Consider the following 21,583-nt stretch of genomic DNA (forward strand, 5'->3'; position numbering starts at 1 on the left):
CGAGGTCGCGTCAGAATTCCGATGAAACGACGATTAACGACAATATTGGCCGCGGATATCGCTGGATATTCGCGCCTTATGGCGGAAGACGAAGAGGGCGTGATTCAACGGTTGAGGGACGCCAGAGCCGAGGTGATAGATCCCGCAATTTCTGAACACCAAGGGCGGGTCGTGAAGACAATGGGTGACGGGTTTCTGGTCGAATTTGCCTCGCCAGTGGCCGCACTACGTGCTGCCCTCAAAGTGCAGGATGGTATGCGAACACGGCAAGCCGTGGAACCAGAAGAGCACCGCCTGAGGTTTCGTGTTGGCATAAACCTTGGCGATGTGGTGATCGATGGCGACGACGTGCTGGGTGACGCCGTGAACATAGCAGCCCGGCTTGAGAGTTTGTCACCGGTTGGTGGCATTTGTATCTCGCGCCAAGTGCGGGATCAGGTCGAAGGACGCATAGATACTGCCATCACGTCGCTGGGGCTGCAATCCGTTAAGAATATTCCAAATCCCGTAGAAGTCTGGTGCGTAAATGTAGATGGTGCCGACCCCCTGCCCGCCTCACAGACCAGCCGCGACGTCCCCAGCGTTGCCGTGCTGCCTTTCGAAATCAACACTGACGACCCGGATCAACAATTTCTTGCATCAGCATTGGTCGAGGACGTCACTGCTGCGCTGGGGCGTTTTCGACGGCTGGTCGTTATTTCTCCAAGCTCGGTTCGCGCTGTGTATTCTAAAGACCAGAACGGCTCGGAACTCGGGAAAAAACTTGGTGCAAAATACGTTGTCGAGGGGTCGGTTCGCCGCGGCGGGAACCGTTTGCGCGTGTCCGCGCGATTGATCGGCGCGAGCGACGAAGAACAGGTTTGGGCCAACCACTGGGACCGGCCCGCAGACGATCTGTTCGACATTCTCGATCAACTCACCGGTGCCATCGTTACAGGCGTCGAACCCGAGATCGGTGCCCATGAGCGTATGCTCGCCCGGCGCGCACCGACCCACAGCCTTTCAGCGTGGGAACTCTGTCAACGCGCCTACGCGATATTTGCGCGTGCCACACCCGAGGCAATGACGGAGTCGGACCCGATATTTGAAGCGGCCATCAAAGCAGATCCGGGCTTCGCCCTGCCAAAGGCACTTTTGGCGCGACAAAGGTATTTCTTGCTTCGGCTTGGTGTCGTAAAAGACCCAGCCGCTACGATGGCCGAGGGGCTGGAATTGGCCCAGTCAGCGCTCGACATTGATCGACGCGAGGAAGAGGCTTACTGCGCAATCGCTCTCTTACATGGCGCGACAGGGCGCATGAAAGAAGCCGTGATCGCGGCGGATAACGGCCTTGCGCTGAACGACAATCATGCGGTGTTGCATCACGCCCGGGGCATCGCATCGCTGGGTTTGGCAGATTGGGATGCAACGATTGCACATGAGGAAAAAGCCCGACGCTTGAGCCCGCACGATCCGGTGATTTGGGCCTTTCTGACAACTGAAGCAGCCGGGCTGGTTTGCCGTGGTGGTGAAGGCGACCTCGAGGCCGCAGAAGAGAGATCACGTGAAGCGATGCTCGCAAACGACAAGGTATGGCATCCTCCCGCAGTAGCTGCGCTTTCGGCGGCGCGGCGCGGAGACCATGCCACTGCGCAAAAGCTGATTGAGCGCGCAAAAGAGACGTTGCCGATGTTCAGCGCATCAATGATAAGGCAGTCCCTGGGAAAAGGCGCGGAGACCGAGCCCTGGTCGAGCATTTCGCAGATGGTCGAGGACATGGGTTATCCTTGATTCCCGATTTGCCTTTTCAGCGTTCGCTTATCGAACCTGGACGCTGGTAGACCCACAAAGCTCAGCAGAAGTCGCATTGTTGTGGTCTTCGGCACTGGACTGCCCAATGCCGAGATCCAATGTGGTTCGACTATGGGCACGGGTTTTTCGATTGTAGATTGCGCCTGTGACCCATGTCACGGCAGCCGCAATCGTCGCGAGATCGGAAAGGGTGATGACGCTTATTTCGGTCTGCTGGCACTAAGACATGGCCGCGAACACGTTGAGCAAGCTGACAAGACTGTCACTTTGGCGGCCGGGGATATGATGATTTGGGACGCGTCATTACCCTGCCGGTTTTCGGCAGAAGGCCCGATCAGCAAAACCACGCTGTTCATCAAAAGGGAACTGCTCCGCGACGTCACAGGATCAGACGCGCTGGAAATTGGTGCTATGGATGTGTCTGGCGGATGGGGACGCTGCTACGCGACAGGATCCTGTCGCTGGCTTCGCTGCTCGACGGCTTGGACGAAGCGACATTTTCCCGGCTCGGAACAACGCTTGTCGAGGAAGTAGGTCTGCTCGCCCAAAACGGTCGCAGTGCACCTTCGCCACGTGAGGCGCTGCTGGCAAGGATCGACAGCGTGATGAACCGGCACCTGCACAATCCAGATCTGGGTCCCTCTGACATTGCGGGCATCGTTGGGATATCAGTTCGCTATCTTCACCACCTTTTTGCCGAGGAACCTGACACCTTTCGGACAAGGCTGATGGCCAAAAGGCTTGATGCAGTTTCAAACGTACTTATTAAATCACCTACCAGCGAAACAACTCTCACACAGGTCGCATTTGCTCACGGATTTTCCAGTGCTGCCCATTTCAGCCGCTCTTTCAAGCAACGCTTCGGAGTTAGCCCAAAGGACTTTCGTCAAAGGCACTAAAAAGAGCATGGAGTTGACGAAAATGTCTTTTCGCTGACGGAAGACTTTGCATTCAAGCTGACGAGCTGACCGAGAAAAGCTTTAAAAAGCCCTTTCATCAGCGGTGGCGATTTTTCCCTTTGGTGTCAGTTGGATGACCTGAGTTTCCATTCATGGGTTAGCAAGGTTGGTATCGTCTGATCCATCAACGGAAACCTCATCCAAGTGTCATTTCCATTCTGAGCAGGATCGAAGGTTCTGAAATCGGCTCCACGGGATCCCAGAAGCAATCTGGATCGGTTTTTACGCCGACAACACCACATGGCACGAATGTGTGGCCGCTCTTGCTTGGACAACCTGCTTGTGCATTTGACCAGCAATACTTCGAAATCGGATATTGGTTGTGTCGTTACCATTTCGCGGTAAAGCTCTTTTGAAAAAATCGAACAAGTTTGACAGCGAGGTTCCGAAATTTGGCGATTTTGGATTTTGACAGGTCAGTTTGGGAAAACGCTTTGGGTCTCTCAGCCGAGGATGTTCCACATGTTTTAATCCTTGAGGGGACCTGGTGGCGCGCTCAGGCATGCGAGACTCGACTAGCACGGCTTAACGACGTTCAGGAGCTACCGTTTCCTGATATTTTCACTGGTAGTTTCGGAGAGGCGCGCGTGGCGTATTGCTGTGCATATGGTGCAGCTCGGGCCGTCGAGCCCAGCCAGATTTTTGCGCAACTTGGCACAGCCCTGATCATTCAGATTGGAACCTGCGGAGTAATGACCCCCGGAATTCCAGCGGGCGCTGTGACGGTTCCTCGCAGCGCGGCGGCACGCGATGGTGTCTCTCAGTACTACGGCGCCGGGAACGAAGTCGATTTCGATGCCAAGTGGTGCGCGCGGGCGGAAACGCTGCTGCGCGCGGCCGGTTGCACAGCGCTGAACACCTCACACGTCACCTGGCCCAGCCTGTTTGCGCAAAGCGACGAGATCTGTTCCGCTTGGGCAAAAGAAGGTTTGCAAACGGTGGATATGGAAGCCAGCGCCGTGGCCGCCGTTGCCACGCGATATGGGTGCGCCAGCCTTGCCTTGCTTTGCACGTGGGATTTGCTGGCAGACGGGCGCACCTTCCTGGATCCGCTGCCCGATCACAGTCAGGCAGAGCTTGCCCGCGCAAACACTGCTACTTTTGAGGTAGCGCTGCAGCTTGCCTTAGAGATCGCGCAGGAAGCCCCGCAATAGAGAAACACCGCTGGGTGCTATTCCGTATCAAGGCGGTTGGTTTTTGCTGACGCCTGTTCAGCCTCGCGCAAAGCGCGACGGCTAATTTTACCAGAAGATGTCATCTTGAATTCGTCGACAAACTCAACCTCGCGAGGCGCTTTGTAACCCGCAAGGCGGGTTTTCACGTGCTCTTTCAACGCCTCTGCCAGCCCCTCATCGGCCGTGACATTCGCACGGGGCTTTACCACTGCTTTGACAATGGACCCGCGGTCGGGGTCAGGTTTGGCGATCACAGCAACCTCGGCCACGCCGGGATGAGAAAGAAGGCATTCTTCGATTTCGGCGGGTCCGATCCGAAAGCCCGAAGACTTAATCAAATCGTCTGAACGCCCCTTGTACCAGAAATAGCCCTCGGCATCGCGCACGGCGAGATCATGTGCGCGCCAGTAAGCCCCAAGCTTCATCTCCTGGGTCTTTTCCATGTTGTTGAAATAGCCAAGAAACTGGGTCGGTGAACCAAGCGGGGTTACAACTTCGCCGGGCTCGCCATCCGCCACTGCCTGTCCGTCGCCGTCCACAAGCAGGACATGATGGCCGGGATAGGCGCGGCCCATCGACCCCGGCTTGCGCTCAAAAAGCGCAGCGCAATTTCCGATCAGATGATTGACCTCGGTCATGCCATAGAACTCGTTACAGACCACTCCCAGCCGGGTTTCCGCCCAGGCGAGGGTCTCTGACGCCAGCGCTTCGCCACCGGTGCAGATCACGCGCAGGGCCAGTTCATATTCTTCTCTGGGCGTTGGATGCTGCGCCAGCCGTTTGATTGCTGTCGGGGCCAGAAATGTATGCGTGACTTTATGGCGGGCCATGAATTCATAAGCGTATTTGGCCGTAAACCGTTCTAGTGACGTGGCCACAGGACGCCCGGCCATCCAGGCAGGAAACAGCATATCCAGAAGACCGCCAACCCAGGCCCAATCAGAGGGCGACCAGAAAACGGCATCAGGGTCGTCCAGAGAGAGGTTGAAGAAGAGGTTGATCGACGGGGTATAGGCAGCAAGAACCCGGTGACCGTGCATGATCCCCTTGGGTTTGCCGGTCGAACCGGAGGTGTACATCAGCAACGCAGGATCATCCGCGCCGCCGAAATCCGGTTCAAACGTATCGGGCACATCGTGCATTGCTTCATCCAGATCAATGTCGTTAGCGCCCGGATCTCGCATGAACACATGGGTCAGATGCGGAAAGGATTCATCGCGCAAAGGCTCCCACGCGGATCGGCTGGTCAGGATCACGCCGGCCCGGCAATCATTCAGCGCATGGGCCAATGTATCCGGCCCGTAAAGCTGAGATAACGTCACCGCGATCGCGCCGATTTTGGCAATTGCCATATGTCCAATCGCTGTGTCTGGGTGCTGACCCGTGTGCAACGCTACCGGGTCGTCCTTGCCATACCCCAGGTCGCTTAGCGCGGCAGCGAGGCCCGTAGCGGCCGCGTCGACCTCGGCAAAGCTCATTCTTGAGGTCGTGCCATCGGGGGCTTCGTAAATGATCGCAGTCCGGTCCCGGTCTCTGGGCCCCAGAAAACGGCCAACTGTCGCGCGATATATGTTGTAATCCGCCGGCCAGGTGATCTTGTATCCACCATCTTTGGTTGGTGCCAGATGAAGGGCAGCCAACTGCTCCGGATCAAGGGATTCAAGATAGTCGCTCATAGGTCCGGCTCCGGTTCAAGCTGCAGGATGGGCGGGCCTTCTGGGCACGCGCGCAGACGCCCGTGCGTCGCATCGGGCGGTAGGTGCGCACTGCGCAGCACCGTTGCACCATGTGCGCCCTCAAATTTGGCCACGGCAAAGTCGCCATCCGCGCCCGTGGTGCGCCATTGGATCGCAGCCCGGCCGGACAGTGTGACCCAGCCGTCCGAAGGTGTTCGGCAATCGGGGCAAACACGAAGAGGCGGAAATTGTGCGCCGCCGCATGTTTTGCAATGCGATGCGATGGCTTTGCCCTGCCGCAACCCTTCGATCCACGGCGCAAGCCATCCTTCGGCCAGGGAATAATCAAGTGAAACCTGATGCTTCATGCCTGCCCCCCTGCCCGCAGCACAGTTACGGCGCAGCTTGTACCGACGCCGCCATGTGTATCGGCCAACGCGTGGCCGAGCGGACGTTCTGGCTGCAGACCCTTGTGGTATCGGCCTTCCAGCAGCAACGCACAGGTGGCGGCTTGTCCGACCCCCGTTGCCCCAACCGGCGCACCTTGCCCGATCAGACCACCGGACAGATTGATGGGACAGGCGCCATCCGCATCAAACCGACCTTCCCGCAAAGCGGCAACCGGATCAGCGGACAGGCCGAGCGCCGCAATCGCTTGTAACTCAGCACCTGCATAGGCGTCATAAACCTCTGCAAGGTCAATCGCCGAGGCGCTGATACCCGCCATTTCATAGGCGCGCTTCGCCGCGAGTGATTTGGCTTCGAAACGACACAGAGATTTGCGATGACCCAAGCCGGGCAGATCGGATGCCGCACCAATGCCGGTGATCGCAGGCGCACGGGTTTGTCGCACGGCAGGTGCTGCTTCGCGCGCGGACAGGATCAGCGCAGCCGCCCCGTCGCTAAGGGGCGAGCAATGCAGGCGTTTGTACGGGGATGCAATCACTCGAGAGGCTTCAAATTCCTCCGCCGTATGCTTTCTAGGAAGATGCGCGCCGGGATTCTCACAGGCGTTGCAACGGTTTTTGGTGGCGACGCGGTCCAGATCGGTCCCTGCTGCACCATATTCGGCCGCAAAGGCCTGCCAGGACAGGGCATAAAGGCCAGTTGCGGTGATACCCGAAAGGCCATCGGTCCAGAAATCGAAAGAATAGCCATAGAGCTCGCGAATGCTGTCACCGTCCAGCACACTGGCTGACGGATCTACGCCCATGACAGCAACCCTCTGCGCCCGTCCAGACAGGATGCGTTCGACACCTACATGAACCGCGTATTGACCCGAACCGCCCCCACCTTCAACCCGCAACGTCTCTGCACCGCAAAGACCAATATCCTGGGCAATCACAGAAGCCGGGTTAAGTTGAAGCGTAAAAAAATCGCTTTCCGAAGAAACAATCAGCGCGTCAATATCGCCGGGCTCCAAACCGGCCATCACAAGTGCATCGCTGAACGCCTGCGCAGCCCAATCCCGAAAGCCAGACCCGTCGCGCCGCCGGTTGAAAGGCGTCAATGCTGCACCGATGACCAGTACCAATAGGCGATCCTCCCCGGAGGGAGATTGACTCAGTAAATTTGTTCATACAAGTCTGTAATAGCAAATTGTTGAAAGGGCCGAGCGTTGACGACTCGGAATGTCCATTGGCTTAGCCAGGCCCTGCCGGTATTGGGATGTTTTGGCGGTGGCAGTCTTTACGGCTGGTCCGGCCTTTTGCCCGCTGTTCAAAACGCGTTTGACGTCGGCAACGCCTCCGCATCCATGGTGTTCTCGTTTGCGCTGGTCAGCTTTACGTTTGGTGTTCTGATTGGCCCTGCCCTGTTAGCCAAACTGCCAGCACGTGCATGCCTGCCTGCTATTTCGGGCCTGGCAGTTGCAAGTCTGCTGCTGTCTGCGCGGGCGCAGGCTTTTGAGGTGTTTGTGCTGGGTTATGGCATCGGCTTTGGGTTTGCTGCGGGGGCGCTTTACAATCACGCACTGGGTGTTGCTGCAGCTTCGCGCCTGCCAACGCTCCTTGTTCCCGTCAGCGTCGCCGCGTTCGGATTGGGCGGAGTTGTCTTTGGCCCGATGAGTGTCTGGCTGATCGGGCTTGGCTGGTCGCTCGGCGCGCTATTGCCTGTATTGGGGTGCATGGTTCTAATCGCTGCGGTTTCGTCAGTGACGAAACCCGCATTGGACACCAACGCGATCCGCACAACCGTGCGGTCAGAGGTCATCAAACCAAACCGCGTGATCCTTTTGCTTTGGGCTATCTTCGCCACCGGTTCCTGCGCTGGCCTGATTGTTCTGGGCCTTGCCCCGAAACTGCTGCCTTCCGGCACACATACTGCGGGAATGGCAGTTTTCGGTGTTGCCGCAGGCAATACTCTGGGGCGTCTTTCGGCTGCCGGTGTGGCAACCCGTTTTGGACCGTTGCACGGCTTTGTCGGTGCCGTGCTGCTTTCGATGGCGGCATTGTCCGCATTACTGGTGCCTGGCGTGTCAGAGATGATGATGACGGTGCTGATTTTTCTGGTGGCGCTGTCATATGGCCAGATCGCCGCACAAACACCGTTGTTGGTATCCGCACGCGTTCCAGCCCCGGCGTTTTCGAGCGCGTTTGGCTGGGTTTTTACCGGATGGGGCGTTGCCGGCTTGCTGGGGCCATGGGGCGCGGGATGGCTGTACGACCAGAGCGGTGATATGCGGCTGACCCTTCAGGCCTGCATCGGTTTTTTGTTTCTCAGCCTTCTGCTGATCACACGGCTGCCCGCAACAGATCCAGGCTAGCGATCTGTTGACATAATCAATTTGTTACTACTAATGTGATTGCAACGGTTGGGGGGAGTTGGCGTGAAGTTCGGTATCCATTCGGGATTGTGGATGAAGGCCTGGACCGACGATCCGGACCCGATCTTCGAAACTGTTGCTCAAATCGGCTATGACATTGTCGAACTCTCGCTGCTTGGCGTCGGGCTTGATCGGGCTGACAAGATCCGGTCAAAGGCCATCGAGTGTGGGTTGACCGTAACATGTTCAACCGGCCTCGGGCCCGATACGGACCCGACCTCAGAAGATCCGGCCATCCGTGAAAACGCAGTAGCTGTGCTGAGCGATGCGATCCGGACAACCGCGCGATTGGGATCCAAAAGCCTCGCCGGCGTGGTCGCCGCACCTTGGGGTGTTTTCGACCCCGCCAACAAACCCGCCCGCGCGTCTCGGTCAGCGGAGACTTTGGCGCGTGTCGCTCCGGTTCTGGAAGCCGAGGGCGTTTACCTTGGGATCGAAGCGCTCAACCGGTTCGAAAGCGACCTGACCTCGACAGCGGCAGAGACCTGCGCAATTGCTCGCGCGACAGGATCGGATCACATCGGTGTGCTGCTCGACAGTTTCCACATGAATATCGAAGAGAAAGACCCACCTGCAGCAATCCGCGCGGCCGGTGATACGCTGGTGCACTATCATGTGTCGGACAATGACCGGGGGCAGCCGGGCTTGGGCCGCTATGATTTCCCCGCTGATGCCAAGGCATTGAAAGATATCGGTTACAAAGGCTGTATCGTGGCCGAGATGTTCGTGATGGCCGGACATGCGTCAAGCCGCGATCTCAACATCTGGCGCGATATCGAGCCCGACCCAACACGCGCTGCCGTGGAAACGTTGGCCTATTTGAAGAAGGTCTTTGGCGATGTCAGCTGACCGTTTCGTTCAACTGCTGCAGGCCCGCTATACCCGTGAAGCCGACCATCTCAACACGCTGGACGCTGCCATAGGGGATGGCGATCACGGGACAACCATGCTGCGTGGCCTGACAAAGGCAACGACGGCAGAAGATGGCAAACGCGCAAAAGCCTTCATGCGCGCCTCGGGCGGGGCATCGGGCACTTTGTTCGGTCTGATCTTGCTTGAAATAGAAACGCACCTGGACACAGGTGCACCCCTGAACCTGACACGAGCATGCGACCGTATCTGCGATTTGGGGGACGTGGCACCGGGCGACAAAAGCATGGTCGACGCCCTGTCCCCGGCGCTTGCCGCGCAGCACAGCGGAGTGGCAGCCATGATCTCTGCCGCGACGAAGGGGCGCGACGCAACCGTGGACATGTCCGCCCGTAGGGGCCGCGCGCAATATGTCGAGAATGCAGGGCGCGGGCATATGGATCCCGGCGCTGCCTCGGTGGTGATTTTTCTGGAGACCCTTGCGGAGGTGTCGCCATGAAAAAGCTGTTCAACACCCCAGAGACGATGGTCGAGGATATGCTGGACGGCTTTGTCAGCGCATTTCCCCAAGTGCAACGCGGCCAGAGCGATCCCCGCGTGATCATTCGCGGATCTGCGAACCGCAAGAACGCCGATGAGAAAGTCACGTTGTTGATCGGCAACGGCTCGGGACATGAGCCGATTGCCATGGGCTTTGTCGGCGCCGGGCTGCTGGACGCCAATATCGTTGGAGATGTTTTTGCAGCGCCTTCGGCAGATCTGATCCTTGACGGGATTTCCGAAGTGACCGGCGCGGCGGGCTCGATCCTCCTGATATCGCAGCATTCCGGTGACATGATCAACGGGCGCGCAGCCACGATGATGGCACAGGATTTGGGCGTCCAGACCCTTCCCCTACCAATGTATGACGACATTTCCGCCGCACCGCCAGAGCGCAAACAGGACCGGCGCGGTGCGCCGGGGACGATGTTCATCTACAAGATCCTTGGGGCAGCGGCCGAGGAAGGCCAGTCGCTTGAGGCATTGATGACCCTGGGCAAAGCCGTGCGCGAGCGGCTTGTGACGCTTGCAGCGGCGATCACACCGCCGGTGTCACCCCTGACGGGGAAACCCATGTTCGAACTGCCTGACGACGAAATTTTCCTCGGTATGGGTGTTCACGGTGAACCGGGGGTTGGGCGTGTCAAAACAGGCCCCGTGCGCGATCTGGTCCGGCAGATGGTTGACGCTCTGCTGGCCGACCGCCCCATGCAAAGGGGCGCAAAGGTTTGCGTGATCGTCAACGGAATGGGTGGCACCACAATGATGGAGCAGCTGACCGTTTGGGAGGAAACCCGCACCGCGCTGGCCGAACACGGCATCCGCGCGATTGCGCCGATGATCGGCAGCTATGTCACAACCCAGGAAATGGGCGGGTTCTCGATTTCCTTCTTGGAACCCACTGAGGATATGTTGCGGTACTGGCTGGCACCCTCCGACACGCCGTTTTTCCCGCAGATCAGGATGGAGGCCACATGAGCATCTTTGATGGTCCTGTTTATGGTGTTGCCGTTGATCAGGGCAGCGGGCTCGAGGCCGCCCTGCGCAAGGCGCGCGGTTCACAAGCGCGTCCGGATGATTTGCTGGATTTCAAACGTATCACAGTTGAAACGCTCAGCCCGTTTGCCACCACCATGCTGGTTGATGCCTCGCTGGGCCGAGAGCTGTTGCCGTCCTTTGACACAAACTGCATCAGAATGCTGGCCTATGAGGCGGACGTGTACCACATCTCAGACGACGACCGGATGACCAAACTGCCGGACAATCTGAGCGTTGCCGACTATCCGGTTCTGGGTGCCGAGATACTGAAGTTTTTTCTCTACTACGGGCCGAACGATCCGGCGGAGCTGAATCAGCGCAAGCAGGAGCTGGTGGCGCAGATCGGGGCCGCATGTCGCGAACACGGGGTGACATTTCTGTTCGAACCGCTCGTCTATGATCGCGCCATTCCCGACAGCAGCTCTGCCGAATATGCGATCGCCAAACCGGCGCTAGTCGGATCGGCCACCCGCACTTTTGCCGCTCCAGAATTCAATATTGATGTCCTGAAGGTCGAAATTCCCATCAACATCGCCAAAGTCGGCTCCACCATGTCCGAAGCCGAAGCCATGACTGCCTTCCGCGAAGCCGCTGGGGCGGCGGGCGACATCCCGCTCCTTTACCTCAGCGCCGGGGTCACGTTCGAACAATTCCGCGATGCATTGGCCCTGTCACGCAAAGCGGGGGTCAATGCAAACGGCTTTATGTGCGGGCGCGCTATCTGGAGCGATGCAATCGACATTTTTGGCGCTGAAGGCCCTGCTGCGATGGCCCGATGGATGCAGTCAACCGGCCGCGAACGGTTGGATGCCTTGAAGGATGCGCTGACATGATGGAGGTGGCCAAATACAAGCAGGTTCATCATGAAATTCTGAACCGGCTTCAGACCGGGCAATATGCAATTGGAATGCGTCTGCCCACCGAAAGCGAGCTGTCAACTGCCTTTGGCGTCAGCCGGGTCACTATCCGCAAGGCTTTGGAAATTCTGGTGCGCGACGGCTATCTCACATCGCGCCAAGGCAGCGGATACAACGTAGCGACCTTGTCGCCACCGACCTCGACCTGCCTTGTGTCTTTTACCGACAAGGTTCTGCGCGAAGGCCGTGTGCCTGGGGCACGGCTGCTGCGCCTTGAGGTCCAGGCTAAGACAGTGCCAGCCGCCGTCAACGAGTTCTTCAATGAACCGCTGGTCCTGGTTGAACGGCTACGCACCATCGATGATGTGCCCGGTATGCTGACCCAGACATGGATCCCCAGCCGGTTGGTGCCGCATATCTCAGCCGATCATTTTCCGGAAACCGGGCAGAGCCAATCCATTCTCAGAATTTTGCAGCAAGTGTTCGAACTGGCCTGGACCAGCGCGTGCGAGACGTTGGACAGCCTGCTTGCCGAACCGGAAATTGCCGAACTTCTGAACATACCCGCCGGTACCCCAATTCTGTCGCAGGCCTGCACTGCCTTTGACGCCGACGGGGCGCCGGTTTTCTTTGATCAGGTGTTCCGTCAGGGACCCATCAGTTTTGATCTGGCCGGGGCCGCCCCGCGCCAGACCGCGTAGGAAGGGCGATACTCATGTCGCTGACGATTGGATTAATCAACGCGTCTCTACCAAGCTACTTCCCCGTCAAGCACGGTGTGTTCGAGGCTTGCTCTGATTGGCTAAGTAGACTTGCCGCCTCCTACGACGCCTCAGTCGTGGTTGCCGAAACAGTTCCGATGAATGGGGTCGAAGCCCGCGGTGCGGTGGATGAGTTGCGTGCAAAAGGCGCGGATTTTCTGCTGCTTTTGCACGGTGGTTTCACCATGGGTGACGTAGTGCGAGAAGTGGCGCGGGAAAACCTGCCCATGGGTGTCTGGGCCACGCCCGAACCAACGCTGACCGAGGATATACAGCTTAACAATTTTGTATCGCTGAACATGTCGATGTCGATCCTGCGCGGTGTGCGGGACACCCGCCAATTCCCGGTGCAGTGGTATCTGGGCGCGCCCGACGAAGAACACCTGGGACAGCGGATGAGCCAAACCATCCGCGCGCTTACCGCGCGCAAGGCGCTGGACGGTGTGCGGATCGGGGTCGTCGGAGGACTGGCCATGACCTTCTACAATATGGAGGTGTCATCCGACACATTGCTCCGTCAGCTTGGCGTCTGGACCGAGCATGTGGATATCCACCGCATGACCGACCTGATGGCCACTCAATCCGATGTGGATGTGGCCGCCGAGCTGTCAGCCATGACCAGAGCCGCAGAGGTGCGCGGCGTTTCTGATGACCAGATGGTCCTGACTGCCCGCGCGGTTCTGGCCTTGCGGCAGATCGCGGTAGAGGGTGGCTATGATGCGTTGACGGTGTCCGACTGGCCCGCCTTGCAGGATCATCCCGGAATGCATCCCGGTGCGGCATTCAGTTGGCTTGAGGAAAACGATGCGCTGCCAATCGCGTCAGAGGGCGATGTTCTGGGCGCTGTCACGCAGCTGGTGGCCAAGTCTCTGACTGGTCGCGTGGGCTGTTTGCTGGACATGACCTCACCCGATTTCGACCGCGATCAGATCTTGATGTGGCATGGCGGCGGTGGGCCGCTGTATATGGCGGACAAAGCGGTTGCGTGGATCAACCATCCGATGATCGGACGCGGCACCGAGGCCGGGCCAATTCACGGTGCTATCGCGGATTACGAGTTTGCCCATGGCGATTGTACGATCCTGCGCGTCTCGCGCCACGGCACGGCGCGTTTTGTGCTGGAAGGTGCAGTTGCCGAAGGCCCATCCCCGGGCTTTACCGGGTGTCGCGGTTGGATCGGAGATTTTTCTGACGCAAAGGGCGCCTGGTCAGCGCGTGACATCGTGACAACGGTTATGGAACACGGACTGGAACATCACTTTATCCTTGTTCCCGGTCGCCACCGCGCCGTTTTCGAGGAGTTTGCCCAATGGTGCGGGATGTCCTTGTTGCCGATCATACCGTCCCATGACGGGCTGCCACAAGGAGCTGGCCTGTGACGGCTGTTCACCTCAAAGGAGTCCGCAAGGACTATGGCAATTTCACCGCGATCTCCCATATCGATCTCGACATCGCGTCCGGAGAGCTTGTGGCCCTGTTAGGCCCGTCAGGCTGCGGCAAGACCACAACGCTGCGGATGATTGCCGGGCTGGAAATTCCGACAAGCGGCCAGATTTGCTTTGACGGCAAGGACGTTTCAGAAGTGCCGGTGCAAAACCGCAATGTCGGCATGGTTTTCCAGCGCTATGCGCTGTTCCCTCATATGTCCGTGGAAAAGAACATTCTTTTCGGGCTCAAGGTACGCGGTACCGACAAGGCCGAGGCCGAAGACCGGCTGGAGCAAATTCTCGATGTCGTACAACTTCAACAATTTCGCCATCGGTTTCCCGCGCAGCTATCGGGCGGACAGATGCAGCGCGTGGCCATCGCGCGTACGTTGATCACCAACCCCTCTGTCCTGATGATGGACGAACCGCTGGCAAATCTCGACACCAAACTGCGCGGCGAGATGCGACGCTTTATTCGAAACCTGCAGCAGAGGCTGGGAATCACCACGATCTTTGTAACCCACGATCAGATAGAAGCTATGGAACTTGCTGACCGGGTGGCCGTGATCTTCAACGGCAATCTCGCCCAGTTTGACGAGCCAGATACCTTGTACAAACACCCCAAAAGCGTTGAGGTTGCCGATTTCATGGGGGCCACAAACGTCTTTTCGGCGCAGATCAACGACAAGACCGCAACGCTGGATTTTGGCGCGTTGACCTTTGACGCCCCGTCGCAGAATGGCACGCGCTCGGTGATGCTACGAAGCGAGGCGATCGACCTGCATCTGGACGAACCAACGGATGTGCAAAACGTTTTTCGGGGCACCATCGCGACCCGAGATTTCTTTGGCGCCAACATCACCTACGGGGTCACCTGCGGCCACGAGACGGTTCAGGTCACAGAACAATCCCGCCGCGTTATCGACGTCGGGCAAGACGTCTGGCTGACCATCCCGCCCGAGCGGATCTGGGTCATTCAGAAAAACGACTAGTGGAAAGAAATCAGAGGAGGAGACCATGAAGAAAACACTTCTTACGTTATCCCTGCTTGGAGGGTTGGTGACGAGTGCGTCTTATGCGCAGGATGTCGAGGCTTTCCGTGATGCCGTGACATCCGGCTCAGCGACCTGGGAGGAAATTCAGGCCCGCGCCAAGGAAGAGGGCGAAATCAACCTCTACTATTGGGGTGGCAGCGATCAGATCAACATCTGGATGGATCGCTTTGCCGCGCCGGGGCTTGAGGCAGAGGGTGTCAAGCTCAACCCTGTTCGCATAACCGGCACCAAGGACGCTGTTGATTTGGTTCTGGCCGAGCTCGGCTCTGGCAAAGGTCTGGGCGAAGGCAGCGTTGACGCGATCTGGGTGAACGGTGAAAACTTTGCCACGCTCAAACGCCAGAACGCTCTGTTTGGCGCTTTTGCCGACAAGCTTCCCAACAGCGCGAACATCGAATGGAATGCCGATGATCCACGTGCATTGCTGAACCTGCGCGACTTTGGTGTCGAAACCAACGCATCCGAGATGCCCTGGTCAGGCCAGCAATATGTGTGCTCGGTCAATACTGCGCGGGTCGCGAAAGAAGACATACCGAGCACGTTTGCGGATCTGAAAGGCTATCTTGAAGCCAATCCTGGCAAGTTCGCCTATGTCAAACCGCCCCATTTCATCGGCAACACCTTCGTTCAGGCCGCGATCTATGCCCATAACCCGGACGGCAATGGCGCGGTTCCGTTCCAGAACTCGATTGACGATCTCGGCGCTGCAGAATTGGCGCGGTTGATCACACCGGGCATGGAGTACCTGAAAGAGCTGGACGGATTGCTACTGGGCGCGTCAGGAAGCGGTGCAAGATATCCCGAAGACCCGTCGGCCCTGAATGGCTTGTTCCTGAACGGTGAGATTGATTTCTCGTGCCAGTTCGGCCTTTACGGTGTCGCAATCGGTTTGCGGGATGGAACCTACCCTGAAGGGGCGGAGCAGTTCATCTTCCCCGAGGGCAATATGATCAAGAACAAGAACTATCTTGTCATTCCCGCGAACGCGCCGAACCCCGCCGCCGCGCTGGTCATGGCCAACTACATGGCCTCGGTCGAAGCTCAGGCCTCCAAGCTTGAAGTTGCCGGTATGCCACCTGGTATCGATCCGTGGCGTCTGTCCGAAGAGGACGTTGCCAAACTGACCGCGGCGTCACCGGGTTTTGTCGGCATCACTCAGCAAGAGTTGGACGCAAACACCGCGCCCGACACCAACGCAACGCTGGTTGATGTTATCGAAGCCACTTGGCTGGAATACATCGAGCGCAAAAGCACCGACCCGATCGACGTGATCGTGGAACGCGCAGTTGCAAACCTGAACTAAGAACACCCAAACAGAGCCCCCTTCGCAAGCGGGGGGCTCGAACAAGGATTTGAGAATGGGTGATTCCGCACCAAATGAGCTGGCACGGCTGCGTCGGGAACGGCGGCTGATGCTGTTGCAATTGCTGCCGGTTGTGCTTGTCCTGACGGTGCTGTTTTGCGGCGCCCTTGTGCTTGGCGTGATGCAATCGCTGGGCTTTGCGCCCTGGTTTGGTGTGAACACCTTTCCGGATTTTTCCTATTTCGGCGCACTTTGGAGTCAGGCCTCGTTTTGGCAATCTCTCTGGCTGACGCTTTACTATGCCGTTGCGGCGACCATTCTTTCGCTGATCCTGGGCATTCTGCTGGCGCTTGCGCTGGTGCGAACCTTTCCGTCCAAAACGCTGTATAAATACCTCTATAAACTCCCGCTGATGATCCCCTACACTGTCGGCATTGCTCTAGCTGTGATCATGTTGGGCAACGGCGGGATGCTGTCGCGGTTGATGGCTTTTGCAGGTCTGATCGACGACCCGGCGCAGTTTCCGCAGATCCTGAAGACGCATATGGGGTGGGGTATTATCGCCGTCTATGTCTGGAAACAGACACCGTTCGTTGCCCTGACCATCTACGCCGTTCTGTTGGGCGTCGGGCGCGAGACGGAAGAGGCCGCAGCGATCCTGGGTGCCAACAAGCGGCAGATCTTCTTCTTGGTGACGCTGCCGCAAATCCTGCCAGGCATCATTTCATCAACGCTCATCATCTTTGCCTTCAACATCGGGGCCTTTGAAGCGCCGTTCATTCTTGGCGGCGGCTTTCCTGACACGTTGCCGGTGGTCGCCTGGCGATACTTTAACGACGCGGATTACACACTGCAGTTGCAGGGGATGGCTACAGTTGTGTCCATCGCCCTGATCGCAGGTGGCATCCTCTATAGCTATCTTGCGATCTACCGGCGCTATGAACGCCGCATCGGGAGGCAGTGAAGATGGCGCGTCGGAACGCAAATGCCACTGCGCTTAGCGAACGGCTTTCACCGTTTCAGAAGGTCTATTTATGGTTGGTAGCGGGGTTCATACTGGGCCCGTTCATCCCGCTGATCATCCAAAGCTTTGCGTTCCGCTGGGCCTGGCCTGATCTGCTGCCAAGCACATGGTGGCTGGAGCAACGTGAGAAATCCGTGCTGCCCCTGGCCTGGGATTACGTGATCTCGCCCTATAGCCAGGTGTGGGAAGCTACGCTGAACACCGTCTTCATCGGATGCGCGGTAACGGTAATCTGTCTGATCATCTGCCTGCCCGCAGCGCGCGTTTTGGCACGTGAAAGCTTCCGCGGCAAACCAGCTTTTGAGTTCTTCCTCTCCATGCCTCTCATCGTGCCCGAGGCGGCCATTGGCATCGCGCTGCTGATGATCTTTATCCAGATCGGACTGGCCGGGACCTATACGGGGATCATCATTGTCCACCTGATCCCGACCATCCCTTATATGATCCGCATGCTCACCGCTGTTTATCAGGGGCTGGGCCGTGACTTCGAGGAACAGGCAATGATCTTGGGCGCATCGCGCTGGCAGATCCTGCGCATGGTGACACTGCCCATGCTGTTGCCGGGCGTTGTTGCCGGTGCGCTGTTCACGTTTCTGGTATCTACAAACATCTTCCTTCTGACCTTTTTCATGGGTCAGGGCAAAATCATTACCTTGCCCACATTGCTTTTCTCAAAGATCGCGGGCGGGACGTTGGATGCGTCCGCAGCTGGCATCACATTGGTTGTGACCGTCCCCGGCATCATTCTTTTGGTCGTGACCGAGCGGTTCATCAAAGAAGAGGCATTTGGCAAAGGCTTCGGCAACTAGAAAGGCAAAGACATGATGACTTTGAATGAGGCCGTAGAACGGTTCACCCCTCTGGACCCCGAGTTGATGAAAACCCGGCTGGATCGACCGGGTGCGATGCCACGCGTTATCATCGACACCGACACCGCCAACGAGATCGATGATCAATACGCCGTGGCCTGGGCGCTGTTGTCGCAAGATCGCCTGAACCTCGAAGGTGTCACAGCCGCGCCCTATTCATTCCTGCACCATCGCGATGGTCTTTATGATGCTGTCGCTGCCTTGCAACAGGGAAGTGGGACAGACCATGACAGCAAATTTGTAGGCCCCTTCGCAGGATGGGCGCAGCGATTGCTGGCTGATGGACGCACGGCGGATGACATTGAATTTGTAACGCCGGATGTAGGCGAAGCGCGTTCTTATGATGAAATCCTACGCGTTTTTGACGCCTGTGGTGTCGCCTCCGAAGGCCGAGTGTTCCATGGCTCGACACAGCATTTGCCGTCCTATGACGCGCCGGTGGATTCGGATGCGGCCCAATTCATCATCAAACAGGCACGTAACCGCGAAGACGGGCCGGTCTATGTCCTCGCCATGGGAGCATTGCCAAACATCGGCTCCGCCCTGCTAATGGCGCCGGACATCATCGACAATATCGTTGTGGTCTGGACCTCAGGCTTTCCCAGCTATGCGCCGTTTTGCAATGAACCGTCATTGAACCTCGTGCAAGATCAGCTGTCGTCGCGATTGCTGTTCGAGTGTGGCGTGCCGCATGTGTACTTACCAGGCTACCATGTCGGCGCACAGCTGACGATTTCCAAGCCGGAAATGGAGGCTTTTGTCAAAGGTCGCGGAGCAATCGGCGATTACTTATGGCATCTTTACACCAACAACCCCTTGCATGTGAAATACGCGATATCCGAGCCGGACACGAAAACATGGGTGATCTGGGACATCATCAATGTGGCCTGGATGCTCGATGCTGCTTATGTGCCGACCCATCTGACAAACTCGCCACATCTGAACGCCGAACTCTATTGGCAGAATGACCCGTCGCGCCACCTGATGCTCGAGGCCTATGACGTGGCGCGGGATGCGATTTTTGAAGATTTCTACCGCTCCCTCGCGAAAGGCAGATCCGCTTGACATCAGAGAAACGCCTTGGGTGCCTTCTACCCCTAGGGCTCTGAGCTCGGACCAAACCAACTGTCTGACCTCAGCGCCCGACCAACAGATCGGGGTTTGTGCAATAAAGCTTGCTGTCAGACGAATTCGAACCAGTCTCAGTTTGCCCGGAAACCGTAAACCTAAGCGAAGTCGCGCATCTAAATAGATAGCAGCTTCTGATCAGCTTTGCATTAAGTGACCCTGACTTCGGTTGCGGCTTTATTTCGTGCTAAGGTGAGGCGTTAATCGTTTCAAAGTTGAGTCAATAATTATGATCTCTATGTGCAAATGGCGCCGTCACATCTGGTACCTGTTGGCGATTGGTTTGATCTTGATCGCGCCACTTGCGGCAGAAGCCAACGGGAAGCGCGTAGCGCTTGTAGTTGGCAATTCTGCCTATCAATACGTCCCAAACCTGCGTAACCCAGCCAACGATGCCCAAGATATCTCCAATGCATTGAAGCGAATTGGATTTACGGTCACGCTGCAAAAAGACTTGAACTACACAGATATGAGAATTGCATTGCGCAACTTCACAAAAGCCGCAGCAGATGCAGAAGTCGCATTGGTGTATTTCGCGGGCCACGGTATTGAAATCGAAAACACAAACTATTTGATTCCAGTGAATGCAGCATTGCGTAGCGACCGCGACGTGGAATTCGAAGCCATTCGTCTGGACGCTATTGTAAAATCTATTGCTGGTTCATCCGCTCTGAATATCGTGATTGTTGACGCATGCCGCAACAACCCCTTTCTCGCAAATATGAAACAGGGCTCGATTACCCGGTCGATCGGGAGCGGATTGGCTGCTGTCGAGCCGGGCGGTGTCGTAGTCGGTTATGCAGCCCGTGGCGGAACACTGGCGCAGGATGGCGACGGCCGAAATAGCCCCTATGCCCAGGCTCTTTTGGAATACATTGAACAACCTGGTCTGGAACTTGGAAAACTGTTTCGCAAAGTTCGCGACCGCGTAATTTCTCTCACTGACGGATACCAGGAACCCTTTGTCTACGGTTCGTTGCCAGGCAAAGACATTTTTTTGGTTCCAAAGATCGAAAAAGTTGCGTTGCCTGCGCCGGATTTACAAGGGTCTGTTGCTCCGGCTTCACAGCCGCCGGTAACACAGGAAAGCGCGCTGGCTGCCGCAATGAAGGTAAACACAATCAGGGGCTGGGACTTGGTTTCAAGATCCCAGCCCATCGCGGCCGCGACGGCTTATGAAACACTTCAAAGAATGGTTGAAATCACACCTGCCTGGATCAAAAACAGCGGGCATTTGGGTGCGATAGAGGCTGCGCTTTTGCCGGATCTCGCGCAGAAAAGGAAGTTGCAACAAAGCCTAAATGACAATGGCTTTGAAGTAGGTGTTCCTGATGGTGTATTCGGGCCGCGGACTCGAGCTGGCATCAGGGCGTTTCAGGCAAACTATGGGTTGGAACAATCTGGATATGCGGATGTCGCAGTTCTTTTCGGCCTAGGGCTCAGGCCCCAGATCGAAACAGATGAGAGTTTCATAAGCAACTCCTTTGCGGTCCGGCACAGCATACCCGAGCTTGAACAGCTGGGTGAATCCGAAGAAATTACTCAGATCCTCAAGTGCCTTGGGCTTCGAAAAAGCGTCTATGGAACCTTTGGTGGGAGCCTTTACGTTGTGCTGATGTATTCCGGTACGGTCCAGAATGCGCGCAGAGAAGCGCAGCAATGCGGCTTGGATCTGGCCGCAATCACATCTTCCGCAGAGAACGCGTTCGTCGTTCGAATGATCGCAAGTGACCCGGCCTTCTTCGAGGTCGGGTACGACAGCAAAACAAGAACCAGCTACAAGGCAGGACCTTATTTTGGGTTCAGAAAAGACCCTAAAGAAGACAGCGCGATTTCCGGTTGGCGTTGGTTTAGCGGTGAACCGGTGCGTTACACCAATTGGTTGCCGTCCAAGCCAAACAGAAATCACGGCAAAGGCAGCAAAACATACGCCCAATTTCAGTATGAAGCCCGGGGGCGGCGGGACATCGACAATGTTGTCCCGACCATGTGGTTTGATGGCTCGGGCAGGAACGCACGCTCTGTTGTGTTGGAAGGTACGTTAGAATGACCGGCTCTACCCGAATGGCCTTTGCAAAACTGCGCGTGTCTGTGAGGCCGCTAAAACAATCGGATCGGCCTGTTCGTTCCAATTGATTTTTGCGATACTGTTTAGTCCTTTCAAATCACGCGTTTCCGGGGCGTTTCATTTAGCGGTTCATATCAGTACCTATTCAGAATTTTTCTGGCACCACCGATCTGAGCGCATTCGCCTGATGGTACTGTCCCTATAACGGCAACGAATGC

The 21,583-nt window shown here is 57.1% G+C and carries 20 protein-coding genes; 17 read left to right on the plus strand and 3 right to left on the minus strand.

Translation table 11 applies throughout. The features are described 5' to 3' along the window. The first annotated feature begins 21 nt into the window (after nucleotides 1-21). From GOV38_RS05465 to GOV38_RS05480, 4 genes are all read left to right on the plus strand, one after another. Nucleotides 22-1,770 carry an adenylate/guanylate cyclase domain-containing protein gene (locus tag GOV38_RS05465; RefSeq protein WP_171207899.1) on the plus strand — a complete coding sequence of 583 codons (1,749 nt, stop codon included), beginning with the start codon at nucleotides 22-24 and terminating at the stop codon, nucleotides 1,768-1,770. Nucleotides 1,771-1,902: 132 nt separating this feature from the next. Continuing rightward, nucleotides 1,903-2,325, plus strand: a complete 423-nt coding sequence (locus tag GOV38_RS22525; RefSeq protein WP_171207900.1) for a hypothetical protein — start codon at nucleotides 1,903-1,905, stop codon at nucleotides 2,323-2,325. After that, the gene (locus tag GOV38_RS05475) at nucleotides 2,220-2,690 is read left to right on the plus strand and encodes a helix-turn-helix domain-containing protein (protein WP_171207901.1); all 471 of its coding nucleotides are present in this window, start codon (nucleotides 2,220-2,222) and stop codon (nucleotides 2,688-2,690) included. The genes GOV38_RS22525 and GOV38_RS05475 overlap by 106 nt, the downstream gene beginning before the upstream one ends. 494 nt (nucleotides 2,691-3,184) lie before the next feature. Further along, on the plus strand, nucleotides 3,185-3,904 hold the full coding sequence (locus tag GOV38_RS05480) for a hypothetical protein (protein WP_254430437.1): 720 nt from the start codon (nucleotides 3,185-3,187) through the stop codon (nucleotides 3,902-3,904). A gap of 17 nt (nucleotides 3,905-3,921) precedes the next feature. Here the strand turns inward: GOV38_RS05480 and GOV38_RS05485 are convergent, their stop codons facing one another. From GOV38_RS05485 to GOV38_RS05495, 3 genes are read right to left on the minus strand one after another with little or no spacing between them, the layout of a single operon-like run. Next, nucleotides 3,922-5,601 (minus strand): acyl-CoA synthetase, encoded by a 1,680-nt coding sequence (locus GOV38_RS05485; protein WP_171207903.1) that lies wholly within the window; start codon nucleotides 5,599-5,601, stop codon nucleotides 3,922-3,924. Then, nucleotides 5,598-5,969: a Zn-ribbon domain-containing OB-fold protein gene (locus tag GOV38_RS05490; RefSeq protein WP_171207904.1), complete on the minus strand. Its 372-nt coding sequence runs from the start codon at nucleotides 5,967-5,969 to the stop codon at nucleotides 5,598-5,600. Before GOV38_RS05490 ends, GOV38_RS05485 begins: the two co-directional genes overlap by 4 nt. Continuing rightward, nucleotides 5,966-7,135 carry a thiolase family protein gene (locus GOV38_RS05495; RefSeq protein ID WP_171207905.1) on the minus strand — a complete coding sequence of 390 codons (1,170 nt, stop codon included), beginning with the start codon at nucleotides 7,133-7,135 and terminating at the stop codon, nucleotides 5,966-5,968. Before GOV38_RS05495 ends, GOV38_RS05490 begins: the two co-directional genes overlap by 4 nt. Nucleotides 7,136-7,219: 84 nt before the next feature. Here GOV38_RS05495 and GOV38_RS05500 point away from each other — a divergent pair, with 84 nt between their 5' ends. The 13 genes from GOV38_RS05500 (at nucleotide 7,220) to GOV38_RS05560 (ending at nucleotide 21,347) form a co-directional block, all read left to right on the plus strand. Beyond that, a complete protein-coding gene (locus GOV38_RS05500; protein ID WP_171207906.1) occupies nucleotides 7,220-8,365 on the plus strand; it encodes a nitrate/nitrite transporter in 1,146 nt (381 codons plus the stop codon). Nucleotides 8,366-8,428: 63 nt separating this feature from the next. After that, a complete protein-coding gene (locus GOV38_RS05505; RefSeq protein WP_171207907.1) occupies nucleotides 8,429-9,274 on the plus strand; it encodes a sugar phosphate isomerase/epimerase family protein in 846 nt (281 codons plus the stop codon). After that, entirely contained in the window at nucleotides 9,264-9,794 is a 531-nt protein-coding gene (locus GOV38_RS05510) for a DAK2 domain-containing protein (protein ID WP_171207908.1), read from the plus strand. The genes GOV38_RS05505 and GOV38_RS05510 overlap by 11 nt, the downstream gene beginning before the upstream one ends. After that, nucleotides 9,791-10,813 (plus strand): dihydroxyacetone kinase subunit DhaK, encoded by a 1,023-nt coding sequence (locus tag GOV38_RS05515; protein ID WP_171207909.1) that lies wholly within the window; start codon nucleotides 9,791-9,793, stop codon nucleotides 10,811-10,813. Before GOV38_RS05510 ends, GOV38_RS05515 begins: the two co-directional genes overlap by 4 nt. Continuing rightward, nucleotides 10,810-11,706: a tagatose 1,6-diphosphate aldolase gene (locus GOV38_RS05520; protein ID WP_171207910.1), complete on the plus strand. Its 897-nt coding sequence runs from the start codon at nucleotides 10,810-10,812 to the stop codon at nucleotides 11,704-11,706. Before GOV38_RS05515 ends, GOV38_RS05520 begins: the two co-directional genes overlap by 4 nt. Continuing rightward, nucleotides 11,703-12,431 (plus strand): GntR family transcriptional regulator, encoded by a 729-nt coding sequence (locus tag GOV38_RS05525; protein WP_171207911.1) that lies wholly within the window; start codon nucleotides 11,703-11,705, stop codon nucleotides 12,429-12,431. The genes GOV38_RS05520 and GOV38_RS05525 overlap by 4 nt, the downstream gene beginning before the upstream one ends. 14 nt (nucleotides 12,432-12,445) lie before the next feature. Beyond that, nucleotides 12,446-13,870 (plus strand): L-fucose/L-arabinose isomerase family protein, encoded by a 1,425-nt coding sequence (locus GOV38_RS05530; protein ID WP_171207912.1) that lies wholly within the window; start codon nucleotides 12,446-12,448, stop codon nucleotides 13,868-13,870. Then, nucleotides 13,867-14,910 carry an ABC transporter ATP-binding protein gene (locus GOV38_RS22530; RefSeq protein ID WP_217352061.1) on the plus strand — a complete coding sequence of 348 codons (1,044 nt, stop codon included), beginning with the start codon at nucleotides 13,867-13,869 and terminating at the stop codon, nucleotides 14,908-14,910. Before GOV38_RS05530 ends, GOV38_RS22530 begins: the two co-directional genes overlap by 4 nt. Before the next feature lie 25 nt (nucleotides 14,911-14,935). Then, nucleotides 14,936-16,276 (plus strand): ABC transporter substrate-binding protein, encoded by a 1,341-nt coding sequence (locus GOV38_RS05540; RefSeq protein WP_171128473.1) that lies wholly within the window; start codon nucleotides 14,936-14,938, stop codon nucleotides 16,274-16,276. A gap of 55 nt (nucleotides 16,277-16,331) precedes the next feature. Further along, a complete protein-coding gene (locus GOV38_RS05545) occupies nucleotides 16,332-17,240 on the plus strand; it encodes an ABC transporter permease (RefSeq protein WP_171207913.1) in 909 nt (302 codons plus the stop codon). 2 nt (nucleotides 17,241-17,242) lie between these two features. Further along, on the plus strand, nucleotides 17,243-18,109 hold the full coding sequence (locus GOV38_RS05550) for an ABC transporter permease (protein WP_171128469.1): 867 nt from the start codon (nucleotides 17,243-17,245) through the stop codon (nucleotides 18,107-18,109). Nucleotides 18,110-18,121: 12 nt separating this feature from the next. Beyond that, nucleotides 18,122-19,234, plus strand: a complete 1,113-nt coding sequence (locus tag GOV38_RS05555; RefSeq protein ID WP_171102403.1) for a nucleoside hydrolase — start codon at nucleotides 18,122-18,124, stop codon at nucleotides 19,232-19,234. A gap of 346 nt (nucleotides 19,235-19,580) precedes the next feature. Beyond that, on the plus strand, nucleotides 19,581-21,347 hold the full coding sequence (locus GOV38_RS05560) for a caspase family protein (RefSeq protein ID WP_171207914.1): 1,767 nt from the start codon (nucleotides 19,581-19,583) through the stop codon (nucleotides 21,345-21,347). The last annotated feature ends 236 nt before the right edge of the window (nucleotides 21,348-21,583 follow it).

This window comes from Ruegeria sp. HKCCA5839 (genome assembly GCF_013035585.1).
GTDB lineage: Bacteria > Pseudomonadota > Alphaproteobacteria > Rhodobacterales > Rhodobacteraceae > Ruegeria.